The following is an 18,341-nucleotide window of genomic DNA, read 5'->3' on the forward strand; positions in this document are numbered from 1 at the left end:
CTTAACACTATTAAAATATGCGGTCGTGGCGGAATGGCAGACGCGCTAGGTTGAGGGCCTAGTGGGGGTTGACCCCGTGGAGGTTCGAGTCCTCTCGACCGCATCAATGATACCAAGGATTGTAGAATCCTTGGTATTTTTTTATGTTTAAAATTAATGATGATTTGTGACCGAAATTGCCCACTTAAAGTAAGTCGTCTGCGATTTTCTTTTTGTTTGTTTGGATATAAGTGTCCGTATACGTCAATTGTTGTCTTTACTTCGAAAGACTTTACGTTCTTCATATAATCCGTAAAAAAGAGGTAAGTTAATATAATTTCATCAAATGATAATACTATATTAAGTACCGTAAATATTTTTAAGCTTGAGAGAAAGTTAATTTATGATTTTCCTGGTGTTTTTGTTGGTAATGCTGTTTATAAGGATTAAAGTATGGTAACAGATTTCTACATGCAGTTTGCTTATGGAAGTAATCTTTCTATAGATGAAGCTGTTCTTTTGGAAAGAGATTTAATTGCTCAATTAAAACCATGTTGTAATATCTCTAAAGGTGGAGATAGAACTAATGGTGAAAAAATTTCTAAAGCTTTAACTGGAAAGTCTCATACATCTGAACATAAAAGAAAAAGTATCAGAAGCAATAAAAAGATTTCTCTCAGAAAAAGTACGAAATGGAAAAAAGGTATTCGTCTTAGATAATAGTATGAACGTAATAAAATCATTTGATGCAAAGTACCAAGTTGGTGAGTGGCTTCATGCTACTTATAGATACGGAAAACATGCCAGGTCATTAAATGAGGCGACAAAAAACATTTCATAAAAGTTGTTGACACCTTCTGAAAGAGATGGTATATTAATATGCGTCGCTGAAAAACAAAGCACTTCAAACAAAACATGAAAACATTTTTAAAGTGTTGTTTATACTTGTTTTTTTAAAAAAAGAAAGTGCGCATTTTTTGCCCGAAACTGTTGCAAAAATATGTGAATCAGTGTAAAGTGTATCAAGCAATGACGTATGACATCACGTTGTACAATAGAACGGGGGTTGACCCCGTGGAGGTTCGAGTCCCTCTCGAATGCACCAAAAAAAATTAAAAAAAGTGTTGACTATGAAACTAGAATGTTATACAATATCTAAGTCGCCTGATAAGCGCCCGTAGCTCAATTGGATAGAGCGTTTGACTACGGATCAAAAGGTTAGGGGTTCGACTCCTCTCGGGCGCGCCAATTAATAATAATATGCGGGTGTAGTTTAGTGGTAAAACCTCAGCCTTCCAAGCTGATGTCGTGAGTTCGATTCTCATCACCCGCTCCATTTAATAGTAATGATCTTTGAAAACTAAACAAGACAAACGTACCTGTTAATTCTAGATTTTGTTTTAAAAAATCGCATAGGCGACTATGCGTAGTCAGTCAAACTTTTATTGGAGAGTTTGATCCTGGCTCAGGACGAACGCTGGCGGCGTGCCTAATACATGCAAGTCGAGCGGACCTTTGGAGGCTTGCCTCCGAAAGGTTAGCGGCGGACGGGTGAGTAACACGTGGGTAACCTGCCTGTAAGATTGGGATAACTCCGGGAAACCGGGGCTAATACCGGATGCGTCACGAAACCGCATGGTTTTGTGATCAAAGGTGGCACTTGTGCTACCACTTACAGATGGACCCGCGGCGCATTAGCTAGTTGGTGAGGTAACGGCTCACCAAGGCAACGATGCGTAGCCGACCTGAGAGGGTGATCGGCCACACTGGGACTGAGACACGGCCCAGACTCCTACGGGAGGCAGCAGTAGGGAATCTTCCGCAATGGACGAAAGTCTGACGGAGCAACGCCGCGTGAGTGATGAAGGTTTTCGGATCGTAAAGCTCTGTTGTCAGGGAAGAACACGTGCCGGTTGAATAAGCCGGTACCTTGACGGTACCTGACCAGAAAGCCACGGCTAACTACGTGCCAGCAGCCGCGGTAATACGTAGGTGGCAAGCGTTGTCCGGAATTATTGGGCGTAAAGCGCGCGCAGGCGGTTCTTTAAGTCTGATGTGAAAGCCCCCGGCTCAACCGGGGAGGGTCATTGGAAACTGGGGAACTTGAGTGCAGAAGAGGAGAGTGGAATTCCACGTGTAGCGGTGAAATGCGTAGAGATGTGGAGGAACACCAGTGGCGAAGGCGACTCTCTGGTCTGTAACTGACGCTGAGGCGCGAAAGCGTGGGGAGCGAACAGGATTAGATACCCTGGTAGTCCACGCCGTAAACGATGAGTGCTAAGTGTTAGAGGGTTTCCGCCCTTTAGTGCTGCAGCAAACGCATTAAGCACTCCGCCTGGGGAGTACGGTCGCAAGACTGAAACTCAAAGGAATTGACGGGGGCCCGCACAAGCGGTGGAGCATGTGGTTTAATTCGAAGCAACGCGAAGAACCTTACCAGGTCTTGACATCCTCTGACCACCCTAGAGATAGGGCTTTCCCTTCGGGGACAGAGTGACAGGTGGTGCATGGTTGTCGTCAGCTCGTGTCGTGAGATGTTGGGTTAAGTCCCGCAACGAGCGCAACCCTTGATCTTAGTTGCCAGCATTCAGTTGGGCACTCTAAGGTGACTGCCGGTGACAAACCGGAGGAAGGTGGGGATGACGTCAAATCATCATGCCCCTTATGACCTGGGCTACACACGTGCTACAATGGGCAGAACAAAGGGCTGCGAGACCGCAAGGTTTAGCCAATCCCACAAATCTGTTCTCAGTTCGGATTGCAGGCTGCAACTCGCCTGCATGAAGCTGGAATCGCTAGTAATCGCGGATCAGCATGCCGCGGTGAATACGTTCCCGGGCCTTGTACACACCGCCCGTCACACCACGAGAGTTTGCAACACCCGAAGTCGGTGAGGTAACCATTTGGAGCCAGCCGCCGAAGGTGGGGCAGATGATTGGGGTGAAGTCGTAACAAGGTAGCCGTATCGGAAGGTGCGGCTGGATCACCTCCTTTCTAAGGATAATGAACGGAAACGAGGGAGCTCTCCCGAGAGCTTCCTCGGGACAGGTACGTACGATCTTGTTTAGTTTTGAAGGATCATTCCTTCAAATGAAGATGATGTTCTTTGAAAACTGGATAACGAAAGAGTAAGACATTCACATTGATTTTTTTGTAGTAAGTTCGATCTAACGGTTAAGTTAGAAAGGGCGCACGGTGGATGCCTTGGCACTAGGAGCCGATGAAGGACGGAACGAACACCGATATGCTTCGGGGAGCTGTAAGCAAGCTTTGATCCGGAGATTTCCGAATGGGGAAACCCTCTGTTCGTAATGGAACAGAATCTTATCTTGAATTCATAGAGATAAGAAGGCAGACCCGGGGAACTGAAACATCTAAGTACCCGGAGGAAGAGAAAGCAAACGCGATTCCCTAAGTAGCGGCGAGCGAAACGGGATTAGCCCAAACCAAGAGGCTTGCCTCTTGGGGTTGTAGGACACTTGATACGGAGTTACAAAGGAACGGGGTAGATGAAGAGGTCTGGAAAGGCCCGTCAAAGAAGGTAACAACCCTGTAGTTGAAAGTCCGTTCCCTCCCAAGTGGATCCTGAGTACGGCGGGACACGAGGAATCCCGTCGGAATCCGGGAGGACCATCTCCCAAGGCTAAATACTCCCTAGTGACCGATAGTGAACCAGTACCGTGAGGGAAAGGTGAAAAGCACCCCGGAAGGGGAGTGAAAGAGATCCTGAAACCGTGTGCCTACAAGTAGTCAGAGCCCGTTAACGGGTGATGGCGTGCCTTTTGTAGAATGAACCGGCGAGTTACGATCCCGTGCAAGGTTAAGTTGAAGAGACGGAGCCGCAGCGAAAGCGAGTCTGAATAGGGCGCATGAGTACGTGGTCGTAGACCCGAAACCAGGTGATCTACCCATGTCCAGGGTGAAGTTCAGGTAACACTGAATGGAGGCCCGAACCCACGCACGTTGAAAAGTGCGGGGATGAGGTGTGGGTAGGGGTGAAATGCCAATCGAACCTGGAGATAGCTGGTTCTCTCCGAAATAGCTTTAGGGCTAGCCTCAAGGTAAGAGTATTGGAGGTAGAGCACTGATTGGACGAGGGGCCCCTACCGGGTTACCGAATTCAGTCAAACTCCGAATGCCAAATACTTATCCTTGGGAGTCAGACTGCGAGTGATAAGATCCGTAGTCGAAAGGGAAACAGCCCAGACCGCCAGCTAAGGTCCCAAAGTATACGTTAAGTGGAAAAGGATGTGGAGTTGCTCAGACAACCAGGATGTTGGCTTAGAAGCAGCCACCATTTAAAGAGTGCGTAATAGCTCACTGGTCGAGTGACTCTGCGCCGAAAATGTACCGGGGCTAAACGTATCACCGAAGCTGCGGACTGTTCTTCGAACAGTGGTAGGAGAGCGTTCTAAGGGCTGTGAAGCCAGACCGGAAGGACTGGTGGAGCGCTTAGAAGTGAGAATGCCGGTATGAGTAGCGAAAGAGGGGTGAGAATCCCCTCCACCGAATGCCTAAGGTTTCCTGAGGAAGGCTCGTCCGCTCAGGGTTAGTCGGGACCTAAGCCGAGGCCGAAAGGCGTAGGCGATGGACAACAGGTTGATATTCCTGTACCACCTCCTTTCCGTTTGAGCAATGGGGGGACGCAGGAGGATAGGGTAAGCGCGGTGTTGGATATCCGCGTCCAAGCAGTTAGGCTAAGGAGATAGGTAAATCCGTTTCCTTATTAGGCTGAGCTGTGATGGCGAGTGAAATTTTAGTAGCGAAGTTCCTGATTCCACACTGCCAAGAAAAGCCTCTAGCGAGGAAAATGGTGCCCGTACCGCAAACCGACACAGGTAGGCGAGGAGAGAATCCTAAGGTGATCGAGAGAACTCTCGTTAAGGAACTCGGCAAAATGACCCCGTAACTTCGGGAGAAGGGGTGCTTCTTAGGGTGAATAGCCCCGAGAAGCCGCAGTGAATAGGCCCAGGCGACTGTTTAGCAAAAACACAGGTCTCTGCGAAGCCGCAAGGCGAAGTATAGGGGCTGACGCCTGCCCGGTGCTGGAAGGTTAAGGGGAGCGCTTAGCGTAAGCGAAGGTGCGAACTGAAGCCCCAGTAAACGGCGGCCGTAACTATAACGGTCCTAAGGTAGCGAAATTCCTTGTCGGGTAAGTTCCGACCCGCACGAAAGGCGCAACGATCTGGGCACTGTCTCAACGAGAGACTCGGTGAAATTATAGTACCTGTGAAGATGCAGGTTACCCGCGACAGGACGGAAAGACCCCGTGGAGCTTTACTGCAGCCTGATATTGAATGTTGGTACAGCTTGTACAGGATAGGTAGGAGCCTTTGAAACCGGAGCGCCAGCTTCGGTGGAGGCATCGGTGGGATACTACCCTGGCTGTATTGACCTTCTAACCCGCCGCCCTTATCGGGCGGGGAGACAGTGTCAGGTGGGCAGTTTGACTGGGGCGGTCGCCTCCTAAAATGTAACGGAGGCGCCCAAAGGTTCCCTCAGAATGGTTGGAAATCATTCGCAGAGTGTAAAGGCACAAGGGAGCTTGACTGCGAGACCTACAAGTCGAGCAGGGACGAAAGTCGGGCTTAGTGATCCGGTGGTTCCGCATGGAAGGGCCATCGCTCAACGGATAAAAGCTACCCCGGGGATAACAGGCTTATCTCCCCCAAGAGTCCACATCGACGGGGAGGTTTGGCACCTCGATGTCGGCTCATCGCATCCTGGGGCTGTAGTCGGTCCCAAGGGTTGGGCTGTTCGCCCATTAAAGCGGTACGCGAGCTGGGTTCAGAACGTCGTGAGACAGTTCGGTCCCTATCCGTCGTGGGCGCAGGAAATTTGAGAGGAGCTGTCCTTAGTACGAGAGGACCGGGATGGACGCACCGCTGGTGTACCAGTTGTTCTGCCAAGGGCATCGCTGGGTAGCTATGTGCGGACGGGATAAGTGCTGAAAGCATCTAAGCATGAAGCCCCCCTCAAGATGAGATTTCCCATTCCCTATGGAAGTAAGATCCCTGAAAGATGATCAGGTAGATAGGTCTGAGGTGGACGTGTGGTGACACATGGAGCTGACAGATACTAATCGATCGAGGACTTAACCTAGTTTAATTGAATGTCATATACTCCCCACGTTATCCAGTTTTGAGAGAACATATCTCTCTTACGGTTCACTTATCGAACCCAAGAGGGTTCCCGAGGAACAAGGAATTCTAGGAATCGAGTGAAGGAGCACCGGAGCGTACTTAAGTACGTGAGGATGCGACTGAACGAAGATGACAACGAAGTCCGCCGTTCATCGGAAGCCGTAACCCATAGTTTGGTGGCGATGGCGAAGAGGTCACACCCGTTCCCATGCCGAACACGGAAGTTAAGCTCTTCAGCGCCGATGGTAGTTGGGGGATTCCCCCTGTGAGAGTAGGACGCCGCCAAGCTTGGTTTATATATACGCAAAACTAACGCATGTATATTTTATATCATCGCGGGGTGGAGCAGTTCGGTAGCTCGTCGGGCTCATAACCCGAAGGTCACAGGTTCAAATCCTGTCCCCGCAACCAAAATTCAAAGTATTTCTATTGAATATACATATTCAGAAGAGTCAATAGAATGCGTTAAAACAATGGTCCGGTAGTTCAGTTGGTTAGAATGCCTGCCTGTCACGCAGGAGGTCGCGGGTTCGAGTCCCGTCCGGACCGCCATTATAATAAATTTCTAAACGAAACATAATGTTTTCGTTTTTTTTTATGTCTAAATTTTATTTTGACTATAAGCGAAAAATCTAGTGCTTGGAACGCGTGAACAAATCGGATAAACTAATGTATAAAAGTGAAAGCATGCTATGAAGGGAGGAGGGGGAAGGATGGATGAATTTGAACTGATCAGTCGTATTACTCATAATACATATAATAGAAAAGAAGTGAAAGTTGGAGTAGGCGATGATGCAGCGATTTACTCTGCCAGAACTGAATTCAATGAAATTGTCTGTGTAGATACAATGGTGGAAGGTATCCATTTTCTGACTCACTTTTCTTCTCCGTCTGAAATTGGTTACAAAGCGCTTGCCATAAATATAAGTGACATTGCTGCAATGGGCGGAATTCCGAAGTATTATTTAGTTTCCCTCGCTATTCCTTCAACGTGGAGAGAGGAACAAATCGATGAAATGTATGGAGGAATGAAGGACCTGGCAAAGCTGTATCATATGGACTTACTGGGCGGAGATACAGTATCCACGGAGGATAAGCTGATCATTACTGTAACGGCTATCGGAGAAATTGAAAAAGGAAAGGCTTGTTTACGAAGCTACGCCAGACCAGGTGATACTGTTTTCGTGACGGGTTATTTAGGTTCATCAGCGGCAGGCCTGTCTCTATTATATAAAGAATGTAAAATTGAGAGTGATGCATTGCGCCAATATTTTTTACAGCGTCATAAAAAACCAGTGCCCAGAGTCGATGTGGGACTGATATGTTCACGATATGGACGAGTTGCATTGAATGATATTAGTGACGGTCTTTCTAGTGAATTAAATGAAATTGCAGAAGCTAGCAATGTTACAATAGAAATAAATAAAGAGCAGCTCCCTGTACACCCTGAATTAAAAAAACTGGGTTCGAAATGGGAGGAATGGGTTTTATTTGGCGGAGAAGATTTTGAACTGGCAGGAACGATTCCGCATGAAGTGTGGGATGATTTTTATAAAGAATGTGAAGCTGCAAAGATTCAAGTGTATCCAATTGGGCATGTGACGAAACAAGGAGTTTCTAAGGTTTTCTTGAATGAAAATAATCATGCGGAGATCCTTGGAAAAAAGGGCTATAATCATTTTAAACAAAGATAGGTGAAATATGATGAAACCATTATTATTTTATACAACAGGACCTGAAGAAACTAAAGCCCTTGCCAAAAAGCTTGCCGTGCATGTTCAAGAAGGAGATGTTATTACATTAGAAGGCGATCTTGGGGCAGGAAAAACGACGTTTACAAAGGGGTTTGCTGAGGGGCTGAACATTAAAGAAATTGTTAATAGCCCTACCTTTACTATTATCAAGGAATATCAAAGCGGAAGAATGCCGCTTTTCCATATGGATGTTTACCGGATGGGTGAAGGTGAAGAGGATCTCGGACTTGAAGAGTACTTTTACGGCTCCGGCGTTTGTCTTGTGGAATGGGCGCATCTCATTGCAGACCAGCTGCCAGAAGAACGCATTGATATTGTAATTAAGCGAGCCGGTGATGAAAAAAGAGAAATCACCCTCAAGGCAACAGGCGAGCGTTATGAATCGATTGGCAGGGAGATCAACAAATAATGACAATATTATCAATAGACACTTCCAACCAGACATTAGGTCTAGCACTGGTTGAAGGTAAAACAATAATTGCAGAGCATATTACCTATTTACAAAAAAATCATTCGGTGCGGGCTATGCCCGGTATCGAAAGGCTGTTGCAAGATGCAAATAAAAGTCCATCAGAAGTAAAGAAAATTGTAGTAGCAAACGGTCCTGGTTCATATACTGGGGTACGTATCGGAGTGACGATTGCAAAGACTTTCGCTTGGTCTTTACAAATTCCCGTAGTACCCGTATCCAGCTTAAAGGTACTCGCAGCAAACGGCCGTTATTTTGCAGGTAAGATCTGTCCTCTGTTCGATGCGAGACGAGGTCAGGTATACACAGGGCTTTATCAATACGAAGACGAAAAACTTCTTACGATTGAAGAAGATCAAAATGTGTTAATGAAAGATTGGCTTGAACAACTAAAAAAAGAAAATATGCCTGTTCTTTTTCTCGGCCATGATGTTTCTGTTTACCAAGATGAGATTCAGGAGGCATTAGGAGAAAAGGCTTGCTTTGGCCAAGAAGGACTTAGTTCGCCAAGACCTTCAGAGCTGGCGTTTCTGGGAAAGGATGTAGATCCGGAAAGTACGCATACCCTTGTTCCCAATTATATCCGGTTGGCAGAAGCAGAGGCAAAATGGCTGAAAAGACAGCAAAAATAAGGTGAGCTATGGACACTCAATTGATGATCAGATATATGGAAGTAAAAGATATAGATGAAGTTTATCATATAGAAAGAAGTTCTTTTACTACTCCATGGAAAAAGGAGTCCTTTTATCATGAGCTTTACCATAATCAATACGCTCATTATTTAGTGCTTGAAAAAGACAATCGTGTCATCGGCTATTGCGGCATATGGATCATAATAGATAATGCACAAATTACGAACATAGCAATTTTGAAAGAATATAGGGGAAAGTACTATGGAGAAGAGCTTTTGAAAACGGCGATCAGAGTGTGTAAACAAAAAGGAGCAAAGCAGCTGTCATTGGAAGTGAGGGTGACTAACTATCCAGCTCAAGGGTTGTATCGAAAGCTAGGATTCCTTCCAGGCGGCATCAGAAAAAACTATTATACGGATAACGGGGAAGATGCGTATGTCATGTGGGTGAAATTAAATGGAGAATAAAAAAGATATCTATATTTTAGGCGTTGAAACAAGCTGTGATGAAACAGCAGCAGCCATTGTTAAAAATGGCACGGAAATTGTATCGAATGTCGTTGCTTCCCAAATCGACAGCCATAAACGATTTGGCGGAGTGGTGCCGGAAATCGCTTCGAGACATCACGTGGAACAAATGACGATTGTGCTGGAAGAAGCTTTACAGCAATCAGGCTTAACTTTTCAAGAGATAGATGCAATTGCGGTTACCGAAGGACCTGGGCTCGTTGGCGCTCTGTTGATCGGAGTTAATGCCGCTAAGGCGTTAAGCTTTGCCCATCAAATTCCGCTTGTAGGGGTTCACCATATTGCCGGGCATATTTATGCCAATCGGCTGATTCAAGAGATCAAATTCCCTGCGCTTGCCTTGGTTGTCTCAGGTGGTCATACCGAATTGATTTATATGAAGGAGCATGGAGAGTTTGAAGTCATCGGACAGACACTGGACGATGCGGCCGGAGAGGCATACGATAAAGTAGCGCGGACAATGGGGCTTCCCTATCCGGGAGGGCCGCAAATTGATAAGCTGGCGCAAAAAGGTGAAGCATCCATCCCGCTTCCCCGGGCATGGATGGAGGATTCATACAACTTTAGCTTTAGCGGCTTAAAATCTGCTGTTATAAACACTCTTCACAATGCTTCACAAAAAGGCATTTCGATCCCGAAAGAAGATTTAGCAGCAAGTTTTCAATCAAGTGTCATTGATGTTCTTGTAAACAAAACAGAACGAGCGGCAAAAGAGTATGAAGTAAAACAAATCCTACTTGCAGGAGGAGTAGCGGCAAATCAAGGATTAAGGCAGTCGCTTGAGCAAGCCTTCCGCAACAATGAATCAATTGAACTTGTCATCCCTCCGCTGTCTTTATGTACCGATAATGCGGCAATGATCGCAGCCGCAGGGACAGTGGCGTTTGAGAAGGGATCACGGGGACAACTGGATATGAACGGACAACCAGGTCTGCCGTTAACAGCTTTTTAAAGTCTCATCAAATGGATGGGGCTTTTTTGTTCTGAAACAATGAGATTACGGGAGAAATTGAACAGATCTTAAATATAATTGGACAGAACTTGGGAGTAATTGAACAAATGTCAGGGATAATTGAACAGAAGCCCCCTTTACTACGAGTGCACGCATGTATTGCACGAGTGCTCCACGTCCTTCATTAACAGCACTAATCCCATTTGTCGGACTTTTCAACCAAAACTTTTTACACACAGTTATCCACACTAATTAACAGGTGTGAATAAAATCGCTTTCTTTATTGAAAAACAGTACTTCAATCTATGGTGGTTTTGTGGATAAATATTATCAAGATAGTGGATTATGTGGGTAACATCTATTTTATCTTGTGAACAAAGGATTTAACCTGTGGATAAAAACAGCTCCGCATTCGTCTGCGGAGCTGTGCATTTATTCTTCTGAAGATAAGCTTTCCCATTCTGCAAGCAGGGCTTCCAGTTCAAGATTCATTTTTTCTGTACCGGCGTCAATGTCCTGAACCTGTTCATGATCTTGATATACTTCAGGATCAGTAAGTCTGTGGTTGTTCATATCTATCAGCTCTTCCAGCTCTGTGATCCGTTCTTCAATTTCGGCTATTCTGCGTTCGCGCTGGCGCTTCTTTTTTTTCAATTCCTTTTCATCTTCATAGCTTCGTTTAGCTTCTGATGAGGGGGGGGTTTGCTGTTTATTTGCTCCTTCTTCAGCCAAGCGTTCCAGCTCCAACTGGTTTGCTTTTTTCTCAATATAGTAATCGTAATCGCCTAAGTATTCTTCCACGTTTTTTGGTGACAGCTCAAATACTTTGGAAGCAATTCGATTAATAAAATATCGATCGTGAGAAACAAACAGGATCGTACCGGGATATTCAATAAGAGCATTTTCCAGAATCTCTTTGCTGTCGAGGTCGAGATGGTTTGTCGGCTCGTCAAGGATAAGAAAATTTGCCTTTTGCATCATGAGCTTGGCCAATGCAAGTCTGGCTTTTTCACCTCCGCTTAACGACTGCACATTTTTTAGTACATCATCACCGGAGAATAAAAAATTACCTAAACATGTCCGTATCTCTTTTTCATTGACTCCAGGATAATCGTCCCATAATTCATGCAGGACCGTTTTGGAAGAATTCAGCCTTGCTTGTTCCTGATCATAGTACCCAATACTAACATTAGTGCCTATTTGAATATGGCCGGTAGTGGGAGAGATCGTTTGCATGAGGGTTTTAAGAAGGGTGGATTTTCCGATTCCATTCGGACCGACAAGTGCTACGCTTTCTCCTCTGGTTACTTGAAAGGAGATATCCTCGAGAACCGGAGGTTTACCCGAATAGCCGATCGTTAACTCCTCTGCACTGATGACTTGGCTTCCGCTCTGCCGGGTGATTTCAAACCGAAAAGAAGCGGATTTTTCATCACCAAGCGGTTTATTCAGCACTTCCATTTTTTCAAGCTGCTTTCTTCTGCTTTGTGCTCTTTTTGTTGTTGACGCGCGGGCAATGTTTCGCTCGACAAAATCCTTTAGCTGAGAAATTTCTGTTTGCTGTTTTTCATAGATCTTCATGTTTCTTTCCAGATCTTCCGCTTTTTGCTTCAAATAGGAGCTGTAATTTCCATTATATTTTTTGCTTTCTGTACGTGAGAGCTCGTAAACCTGAGTTACGACTTTATCCAGAAAGTAGCGGTCATGGGAAACAATCAGTATCGCTCCGTTGTAAGATTGCAAGTAATGCTCAAGCCATGTTAATGTATCGATATCCAAGTGGTTGGTCGGCTCATCAAGAATTAATAGATCCGGACTGCTTAGCAAGAGCTTTCCAAGCTTAAGCCGGGTTTTTTGACCCCCGCTTAAGCTTTGTATCTTTGTTCCCTGATCAAAATCAGCAAAGCCTAAGCCGTGCAAGACGGACCTGACATCCGCTTCATACTGGTAGCCGCCCCGTTCTTTAAAATCATGCTGCAGCCGGTCGTAGGTTTTCATAAGCTGATCTAACTCTTGAGGCTGAACCGATGCCATTCTTTCTTCAAGAGACCGCATTTCTTTTTCCATGTCCTGAAGATGGCTGAAAACGGACAGCAATTCTTCTTGCAGCGTTCGTTCCGATTGAAGATCGGTATGCTGAGCCAGGTAGCCGAGAGATAAATCCTTTGGTTTAATAATTTCTCCCTTTTCATATCCAAGCTGACCTGCGATAATTTTTAGCAAGGTGGATTTTCCTGCTCCGTTCCTTCCGACGATCGCTATACGGTCTGAGGATTTAACCTCCAGTTTGATATTGGATAGAATTGGTTCTGCTCCGAACGATTTATATAATTGGTTGACTTGTAATACAATCATGATGATTCACCTCTGTTAGTTTTAGTGTAGCTTATTGTGCAAAGAGCGGCAAACAATACGGCAATAAGATCAAAGAAACTATCCAGAAAAAAAGACAGATTGAAGAAAATAGTGTATGATCTTTTTAAGGAGAGTTTTACTATGAATAAATTCACTCATTTTAATGACCAAGGCAGAGCCAAGATGGTCGATATTAGCGAGAAAAGCGATTCTGTCCGTACGGCGATCGCAGTATCAAGCGTTCAAATGAATCAGGAAGTATATGATAAAATCGTCAGGCAGGAAATTGGAAAAGGAGATGTCCTTTCCGTAGCACAAATTGCCGGCATTATGGCCGCAAAACAAACGTCGACTATTATTCCCATGTGTCATCCGATTCCCTTAAAAGGAGTAGACATCTCTTTTAGCTGGAGCAATGACGAAGAGAATCATGAATTAATGATTCAAGCAATGGTAAAAACAAAGGGAAGTACGGGGGTAGAAATGGAAGCGCTAACTTCCGCGTCCGTTTGCGCTCTCACCGTCTATGATATGTGTAAGGCGATAGACAAGGGGATGATTATTGGCCCAACCTATCTAATGAAAAAAACAGGAGGGAAGAGCGGCGATTTTTCAAGGGGTAAAATCTAGAGAATCAACGATGGAGGATCGCAAATGAATATGGATCAATCAAAAATTCCCCAAGCGACAGCAAAGCGTCTGCCGCTGTATTATCGTTTTTTAAAAAATTTGCATGCCTCTGGGAAGCAGCGAGTATCTTCAGCAGAGCTTAGTGATGCAGTAAAAGTAGATTCAGCGACGATTCGCCGGGACTTCTCATATTTTGGAGCGCTCGGCAAAAAAGGCTATGGGTATAACGTCAATTACCTGCTTTCTTTTTTCAGCAAAACGCTGAATCAGGATGAAATGACGAGCGTAGCCTTAATCGGAGTAGGAAATTTGGGTACTGCTTTTCTTCATTATAATTTTATCAAAAACAATAATACGAAAATTTCGATGGCTTTTGATATCAGTGAAAACAAAATAGGTACAGATGTAGGCGGAGTGCCCGTCTATGATTTAGATGAGCTTGAGAGCCGTTTTCCGGCTGACATTCCCGTTGCGATTTTAACTGTACCAGCGCAAGCTGCTCAATCGATAACCGATCGTCTAGTTAAATTGGGTATCAAGGGAATTCTTAATTTCACACCGGCCCGTTTGAATGTGCCGGGACACATTCGCATTCATCATATAGACTTGGCAGTAGAGCTTCAATCATTGGTTTATTTCTTAAAGCATTATTCCACAGAAGAAAAAATGGTTTAAGATTGTTGTCATTTCGGCAGTCCGGAAAATAGAAAAAGACGTCTCATGAGCGAGACGTCTTTTTCTATTTCTTTGCTTTTCTGAGCTGGTTCGAAAATGCAAACATTTTTATAGCCGTGTAGATATTATAAGCGGCTAGTATCATGAGTAGGAAGCTGTGGAAGGACCACATGTTTTCAGGAGATACAGCCGCAAAGTAGATGAATATGATTCCTACAATTAGATAGATGGCACCCCATGCTGCAGGACTTCTCATGAAAAGAAACCACCTATGATCAACTGCATTTTCTCGAGCTCTTTTTGCAATTCGAGTATGCGATCATAATTGAGCTGAAGTATCACGACAAACGTGTTCATCGAAATATGGGCGATAATCGGCACTATTATCCGTTTTGTCCTTACATATAAAAAGGCAAAGGCAAACCCCATAGCAGTATAAAGAAGAATATGGGTGAAATCCATGTGCACGACCGCAAAAATAACCGAACTGATTAAACCAGCAAAGAAAAAGTTCATTTTTTTATACAGCGAGCCGAAGATAATTTTCCTGAAAATAATTTCTTCTAAAATCGGGCCGAAAATAGAGGAAACAACGATTACTAATGGAAGTGATTTAATAAGCGCTAAAATGGCCTCAGTATTTTCAGAACCCGGATCAATTCTAAAAATATACATTTCGATGGTAGCGGCTATGATCTGCGAGAAATATGCAAGAAAAATACCGCCAATCGCCCATCCGATTGATGCACCGACCGATGCCTTCGATTTATTGCGAAGCGTTGTTTTGGGTGCTGTTCGCAAAATCAATAAAACGACGATCAGGCAGATTGTAAAGCTGGAAATGGTCCAGATGCCCGCTGCTTCAGTTTGCTCATAGCCCATTGCAAAAAGAAGAGGCAAACCAATAATTGATGAAAGATGCATCAAGACGTATGTGAGAATGATGAACCAATATTGTTTATTCAAAGACTCGGAACTCCTTTTCTAAATAGGTCGGGTGGAACTTCATATTATTGTATCATAAACAGTGAAAATATTCGGTTACAAAGGGTTTCCGAAGAAAACTGTCGATACATGTAAGCGTGAAAAAAATTTAATCATTATACTTGAAATTGCTTGAGAGTTTCTATATTATATTAACTGTGTTAGCACTCATTAGTGTTGAGTGCTAATACTACATACTTACTATATTGAGGAGGTTGTTTCATTGTTAAAGCCATTAGGTGATCGCGTTGTCATCGAACTCGTTGAATCTGAAGAAAAAACTGCAAGCGGGATTGTTTTGCCTGATTCCGCAAAAGAAAAGCCGCAGGAAGGTAAAATTGTTGCTGCTGGTTCAGGTCGCGTGTTAGAAAGCGGAGAGCGCGTTGCATTAGAAGTAAAAACAGGAGACCGTATTATCTTCTCAAAATATGCCGGAACTGAAGTAAAATATGAAGGCACTGAATACTTAATTTTACGCGAAAGCGACATTTTAGCTGTTATCGGTTAAGAAATAAATAACGTATTTTTAAAATTATGAGGAGGTTTCGAAACGATGGCAAAAGATATTAAATTTAGCGAAGAAGCTCGCCGTGCCATGCTTCGCGGTGTAGATGCACTTGCTGATGCTGTAAAAGTAACGTTAGGACCGAAAGGACGCAATGTCGTTCTTGAGAAAAAATTCGGTTCACCTTTAATTACAAATGACGGTGTAACGATTGCAAAAGAAATCGAGCTGGAAGACGCATTTGAAAACATGGGTGCGAAGCTAGTAGCCGAAGTTGCTAGTAAAACAAACGATGTAGCTGGTGACGGTACAACGACTGCTACAGTTCTAGCTCAAGCTATGATTCGTGAAGGTCTTAAAAACGTAACAGCTGGCGCTAACCCTGTCGGCGTTCGCAAAGGGATTGAAAAAGCTGTTGCTGTTGCTGTTGAAAATCTAAAAGAAATCTCTAAACCAATCGAAGGAAAAGAATCTATTGCTCAGGTTGCTGCTATTTCTGCCGCTGACGAAGAAGTAGGAAGCTTGATTGCAGAAGCGATGGAGCGCGTTGGAAACGACGGCGTTATTACGATCGAAGAATCTAAAGGCTTCACAACTGAACTTGAAGTGGTTGAAGGAATGCAATTCGACCGCGGATACGCATCTCCTTACATGGTTACTGACTCTGATAAGATGGAAGCGGTTCTTGACGATCCTTACATCTTGATCACTGACAAAAAAATCACTAACATTCAAGAGATCCTTCCTGTGCTTGAGCAGGTTGTTCAACAAGGCAAGCCGCTATTATTGATTGCTGAAGACATTGAAGGTGAAGCTCTTGCTACATTAGTATTAAACAAACTTCGCGGAACTTTCAATGCGGTAGCTGTTAAAGCTCCAGGCTTCGGTGACCGCCGTAAAGCTATGCTTGAAGACATCGCTGTTCTTACAGGCGGAGATGTAATCACAGAAGATCTTGGCCTTGATTTGAAATCTGCAGAAATCGGTCAATTGGGACGCGCTTCAAAAGTTGTTGTAACGAAAGAAAACACGACAGTTGTTGAAGGAGCCGGCGATTCTGCAAATATCGCATCACGCGTAAACCAAATCCGTGCACAAGTAGAAGAAACTACTTCTGAATTCGATAAAGAAAAGCTTCAAGAGCGCTTAGCTAAACTTGCTGGCGGTGTAGCTGTCATCAAAGTTGGCGCAGCAACTGAAACAGAATTAAAAGAGCGTAAACTTCGCATCGAGGATGCCTTGAACTCTACTCGCGCTGCAGTAGAAGAAGGAATCGTATCCGGTGGTGGAACAGCGCTAGTGAACGTATACAGCAAAGTTTCTGCTATCGAAGGAGAAGGCGACGTTCAAACAGGTGTGAACATTGTTCTTCGCGCACTAGAAGAGCCAATCCGCCAAATCGCACACAACGCTGGCCTTGAAGGTTCTGTAATCGTTGAGCGCTTGAAAAAAGAAGCAATCGGCATAGGCTACAATGCTGCAAGCGATGAGTGGGTAAACATGATCGAAGCTGGTATCGTTGACCCTACAAAAGTAACTCGCTACGCACTTCAAAACGCAGCTTCTGTAGCAGCTATGTTCCTAACTACCGAAGCAGTTGTCGCTGATAAGCCTGAAGAAGGCGGCGGCGCTGGCGGCGGAATGCCTGACATGGGCGGCATGGGTGGAATGGGCGGCATGATGTAAACTTCCCTCTAATAACCTTGATATATCAAGGTTTTGGAGGCGGTTGAAGGGGTGGAAATCCCCTTCTGCCCATCATTTGCCCAACTTTTATAAAAAACGTTAAAAAATGAAGCTTTCGGTAAGAGAATTGATCTTGTCGGAAGCTTCTTTTTTTAACTTTTCTCTTTGGTGGAGATAAGTCGATCCAGGGGAATAAGAAAGGACATTACATATTAGTCATATAAAATATGTAATGTCCTTTAATTTATTTATTTTTTTAATTTAGGTCTTGATAAAATCTTTTTTCAAAATGGATATTTTCTTTTGCCGTAGAATGAGGATTTGTGGGATATTTTTAATCAAACTTTATTTCAAAGTTACACCAATGAAATACGTGGTGTAAACATCTTTAGGATGATCAAACCCGCATCTGTGAAACCAGGCATACTTCTGCTTTTCTTATATCAAAACTTAAACTAGATTTAAACTCGAGGTCACCTCGACTTTCCTTTTGCTGAGTACAATGGTTTTGAGGTGATTTTATTATGAATGTTAAACGAATGAATTGGGCTGGATATTCAGCCTGCATATCAGCCTTATTATATGCTCTCCCGCACTTTTGGTGGGGATTAGGGGTGCCACTAGCTTTTCCTGGAGACTTCGATAGAGCTCCAAATGATTTCTGGGCTCAGGCGATCGGTTTTTGGGTAATGGGAGGTCTCTCTGTTCTCGCAGCCATGTTTGCGCTTGCCTTTTCAAAGTCTTGGGGTAACCGGATTCCAAGATGGTTGTTGGTTGTCCCTGCTTGGATCGGTTCGATCGGACTTTCTGTATGGGGCTTTAGCTATTTTGTCCTTCAATTTCAGTTTGCGATCGGCAGAGTCCAATCAACTCCCGCATTTGCTGCACAAGACGCGAACCCAATGGCAGCATGGGGGTATGTTTGGTATGGACTGTTTCTTGTATGGGGCATTTCACTCGGCATTGCTGCACATTATGCAAGGCACTAATATGAGTCTAGGAAATATAAGTACTTGAAAGTTGTACAAGAAAGGTTTAAAAGCGGTAAAA

The 18,341-nt window shown here is 44.3% G+C and carries 15 protein-coding genes, 5 tRNA genes and 3 rRNA genes; 20 read left to right on the top strand and 3 right to left on the bottom strand.

Annotated features, from left to right (window positions below; all coding sequences use genetic code 11):
* Positions 1-19 precede the first annotated feature (19 nt).
* The 15 genes from AM592_RS21665 (at position 20) to tsaD (ending at position 10,456) form a co-directional block, all read left to right on the top strand.
* Positions 20-103 (top strand) — tRNA-Leu (locus tag AM592_RS21665).
* A 329-nt stretch (positions 104-432) separates the two neighbouring features.
* Positions 433-699, top strand: a complete 267-nt coding sequence (locus tag AM592_RS21670; protein ID WP_053605693.1) for a hypothetical protein — start codon at positions 433-435, stop codon at positions 697-699.
* A gap of 451 nt (positions 700-1,150) precedes the next feature.
* Positions 1,151-1,227: transfer RNA gene (locus AM592_RS21675), tRNA-Arg, on the top strand.
* 14 nt (positions 1,228-1,241) lie between these two features.
* Positions 1,242-1,315, top strand: a tRNA-Gly gene (locus tag AM592_RS21680).
* 106 nt (positions 1,316-1,421) lie between these two features.
* A 16S ribosomal RNA gene (locus AM592_RS21685) occupies positions 1,422-2,973 on the top strand.
* Between the two features lie 9 nt (positions 2,974-2,982).
* Positions 2,983-3,111, top strand: coding sequence for a hypothetical protein (locus tag AM592_RS25065; RefSeq protein ID WP_264080142.1), 129 nt, complete (start codon positions 2,983-2,985; stop codon positions 3,109-3,111).
* Positions 3,112-3,151: 40 nt separating this feature from the next.
* Positions 3,152-6,081 (top strand): 23S ribosomal RNA (locus tag AM592_RS21690).
* Between the two features lie 213 nt (positions 6,082-6,294).
* Positions 6,295-6,410: ribosomal RNA gene (rrf, locus tag AM592_RS21695) — 5S ribosomal RNA — on the top strand.
* The 16S, 23S and 5S rRNA genes sit together here with 4 tRNA genes alongside, the layout of an rRNA operon.
* 46 nt (positions 6,411-6,456) lie before the next feature.
* Positions 6,457-6,533, top strand: a tRNA-Met gene (locus AM592_RS21700).
* A 64-nt stretch (positions 6,534-6,597) separates the two neighbouring features.
* Positions 6,598-6,674: transfer RNA gene (locus tag AM592_RS21705), tRNA-Asp, on the top strand.
* Between the two features lie 161 nt (positions 6,675-6,835).
* Complete coding sequence (thiL, locus tag AM592_RS21710; RefSeq protein ID WP_053605694.1) at positions 6,836-7,816, top strand: thiamine-phosphate kinase; 981 nt, start codon at positions 6,836-6,838, stop codon at positions 7,814-7,816.
* A 10-nt stretch (positions 7,817-7,826) separates the two neighbouring features.
* Positions 7,827-8,285, top strand: a complete 459-nt coding sequence (gene tsaE, locus AM592_RS21715; protein ID WP_053605695.1) for a tRNA (adenosine(37)-N6)-threonylcarbamoyltransferase complex ATPase subunit type 1 TsaE — start codon at positions 7,827-7,829, stop codon at positions 8,283-8,285.
* Positions 8,285-8,977, top strand: coding sequence for a tRNA (adenosine(37)-N6)-threonylcarbamoyltransferase complex dimerization subunit type 1 TsaB (gene tsaB / locus AM592_RS21720; RefSeq protein ID WP_053605696.1), 693 nt, complete (start codon positions 8,285-8,287; stop codon positions 8,975-8,977). The genes tsaE and tsaB overlap by 1 nt, the downstream gene beginning before the upstream one ends.
* Positions 8,978-8,985: 8 nt before the next feature.
* Complete coding sequence (rimI, locus tag AM592_RS21725) at positions 8,986-9,444, top strand: ribosomal protein S18-alanine N-acetyltransferase (protein WP_053605697.1); 459 nt, start codon at positions 8,986-8,988, stop codon at positions 9,442-9,444.
* Positions 9,434-10,456: a tRNA (adenosine(37)-N6)-threonylcarbamoyltransferase complex transferase subunit TsaD gene (gene tsaD, locus AM592_RS21730; protein WP_053605698.1), complete on the top strand. Its 1,023-nt coding sequence runs from the start codon at positions 9,434-9,436 to the stop codon at positions 10,454-10,456. The genes rimI and tsaD overlap by 11 nt, the downstream gene beginning before the upstream one ends.
* Before the next feature lie 432 nt (positions 10,457-10,888).
* Here the strand turns inward: tsaD and AM592_RS21735 are convergent, their stop codons facing one another.
* A complete protein-coding gene (locus AM592_RS21735; protein ID WP_053605699.1) occupies positions 10,889-12,811 on the bottom strand; it encodes an ABC-F family ATP-binding cassette domain-containing protein in 1,923 nt (640 codons plus the stop codon).
* 141 nt (positions 12,812-12,952) lie between these two features.
* On the opposite strand from AM592_RS21735, the gene moaC reads away from it, so the two are divergent.
* Entirely contained in the window at positions 12,953-13,441 is a 489-nt protein-coding gene (gene moaC / locus AM592_RS21740) for a cyclic pyranopterin monophosphate synthase MoaC (RefSeq protein WP_053605700.1), read from the top strand.
* A gap of 24 nt (positions 13,442-13,465) precedes the next feature.
* Positions 13,466-14,116, top strand: coding sequence for a redox-sensing transcriptional repressor Rex (locus AM592_RS21745; protein WP_053605701.1), 651 nt, complete (start codon positions 13,466-13,468; stop codon positions 14,114-14,116).
* Between the two features lie 64 nt (positions 14,117-14,180).
* Here the strand turns inward: AM592_RS21745 and AM592_RS21750 are convergent, their stop codons facing one another.
* Together AM592_RS21750 and AM592_RS21755 are read right to left on the bottom strand one after the other, a co-directional pair.
* Complete coding sequence (locus AM592_RS21750) at positions 14,181-14,372, bottom strand: DUF4305 domain-containing protein (protein ID WP_053605702.1); 192 nt, start codon at positions 14,370-14,372, stop codon at positions 14,181-14,183.
* Positions 14,369-15,082 carry a CPBP family intramembrane glutamic endopeptidase gene (locus AM592_RS21755; RefSeq protein WP_053605703.1) on the bottom strand — a complete coding sequence of 238 codons (714 nt, stop codon included), beginning with the start codon at positions 15,080-15,082 and terminating at the stop codon, positions 14,369-14,371. The genes AM592_RS21750 and AM592_RS21755 overlap by 4 nt, the downstream gene beginning before the upstream one ends.
* Before the next feature lie 241 nt (positions 15,083-15,323).
* On the opposite strand from AM592_RS21755, the gene groES reads away from it, so the two are divergent.
* From groES to AM592_RS21770, 3 genes are all read left to right on the top strand, one after another.
* Complete coding sequence (groES, locus tag AM592_RS21760; protein WP_053605704.1) at positions 15,324-15,608, top strand: co-chaperone GroES; 285 nt, start codon at positions 15,324-15,326, stop codon at positions 15,606-15,608.
* Between the two features lie 45 nt (positions 15,609-15,653).
* Positions 15,654-17,291, top strand: a complete 1,638-nt coding sequence (gene groL, locus AM592_RS21765) for a chaperonin GroEL (RefSeq protein WP_053605705.1) — start codon at positions 15,654-15,656, stop codon at positions 17,289-17,291.
* A 524-nt stretch (positions 17,292-17,815) separates the two neighbouring features.
* Positions 17,816-18,280 (top strand): DUF3995 domain-containing protein, encoded by a 465-nt coding sequence (locus AM592_RS21770; RefSeq protein WP_053605706.1) that lies wholly within the window; start codon positions 17,816-17,818, stop codon positions 18,278-18,280.
* Positions 18,281-18,341: the final 61 nt, after the last annotated feature.

It is taken from the genome of Bacillus gobiensis, assembly GCF_001278705.1.
Classification (GTDB): domain Bacteria; phylum Bacillota; class Bacilli; order Bacillales; family Bacillaceae; genus Bacillus; species Bacillus gobiensis.

Bases quoted from the DNA above. Each gene is read 5' to 3' on its own strand.
- AM592_RS21750 (WP_053605702.1), bottom strand. From the start codon at position 14,372: ATGAGAAGTCCTGCAGCATGGGGTGCCATCTATCTAATTGTAGGAATC.
- tsaD (WP_053605698.1), top strand. From the start codon at position 9,434: ATGGAGAATAAAAAAGATATCTATATTTTAGGCGTTGAAACAAGCTGT.
- tsaE (WP_053605695.1), top strand. From the start codon at position 7,827: ATGAAACCATTATTATTTTATACAACAGGACCTGAAGAAACTAAAGCC.
- tsaB (WP_053605696.1), top strand. From the start codon at position 8,285: ATGACAATATTATCAATAGACACTTCCAACCAGACATTAGGTCTAGCA.
- moaC (WP_053605700.1), top strand. From the start codon at position 12,953: ATGAATAAATTCACTCATTTTAATGACCAAGGCAGAGCCAAGATGGTC.
- groL (WP_053605705.1), top strand. From the start codon at position 15,654: ATGGCAAAAGATATTAAATTTAGCGAAGAAGCTCGCCGTGCCATGCTT.
- rimI (WP_053605697.1), top strand. From the start codon at position 8,986: ATGGACACTCAATTGATGATCAGATATATGGAAGTAAAAGATATAGAT.
- thiL (WP_053605694.1), top strand. From the start codon at position 6,836: ATGGATGAATTTGAACTGATCAGTCGTATTACTCATAATACATATAAT.
- AM592_RS21770 (WP_053605706.1), top strand. From the start codon at position 17,816: ATGAATGTTAAACGAATGAATTGGGCTGGATATTCAGCCTGCATATCA.
- AM592_RS25065 (WP_264080142.1), top strand. From the start codon at position 2,983: ATGAACGGAAACGAGGGAGCTCTCCCGAGAGCTTCCTCGGGACAGGTA.
- AM592_RS21735 (WP_053605699.1), bottom strand. From the start codon at position 12,811: ATGATTGTATTACAAGTCAACCAATTATATAAATCGTTCGGAGCAGAA.
- AM592_RS21745 (WP_053605701.1), top strand. From the start codon at position 13,466: ATGAATATGGATCAATCAAAAATTCCCCAAGCGACAGCAAAGCGTCTG.
- AM592_RS21670 (WP_053605693.1), top strand. From the start codon at position 433: ATGGTAACAGATTTCTACATGCAGTTTGCTTATGGAAGTAATCTTTCT.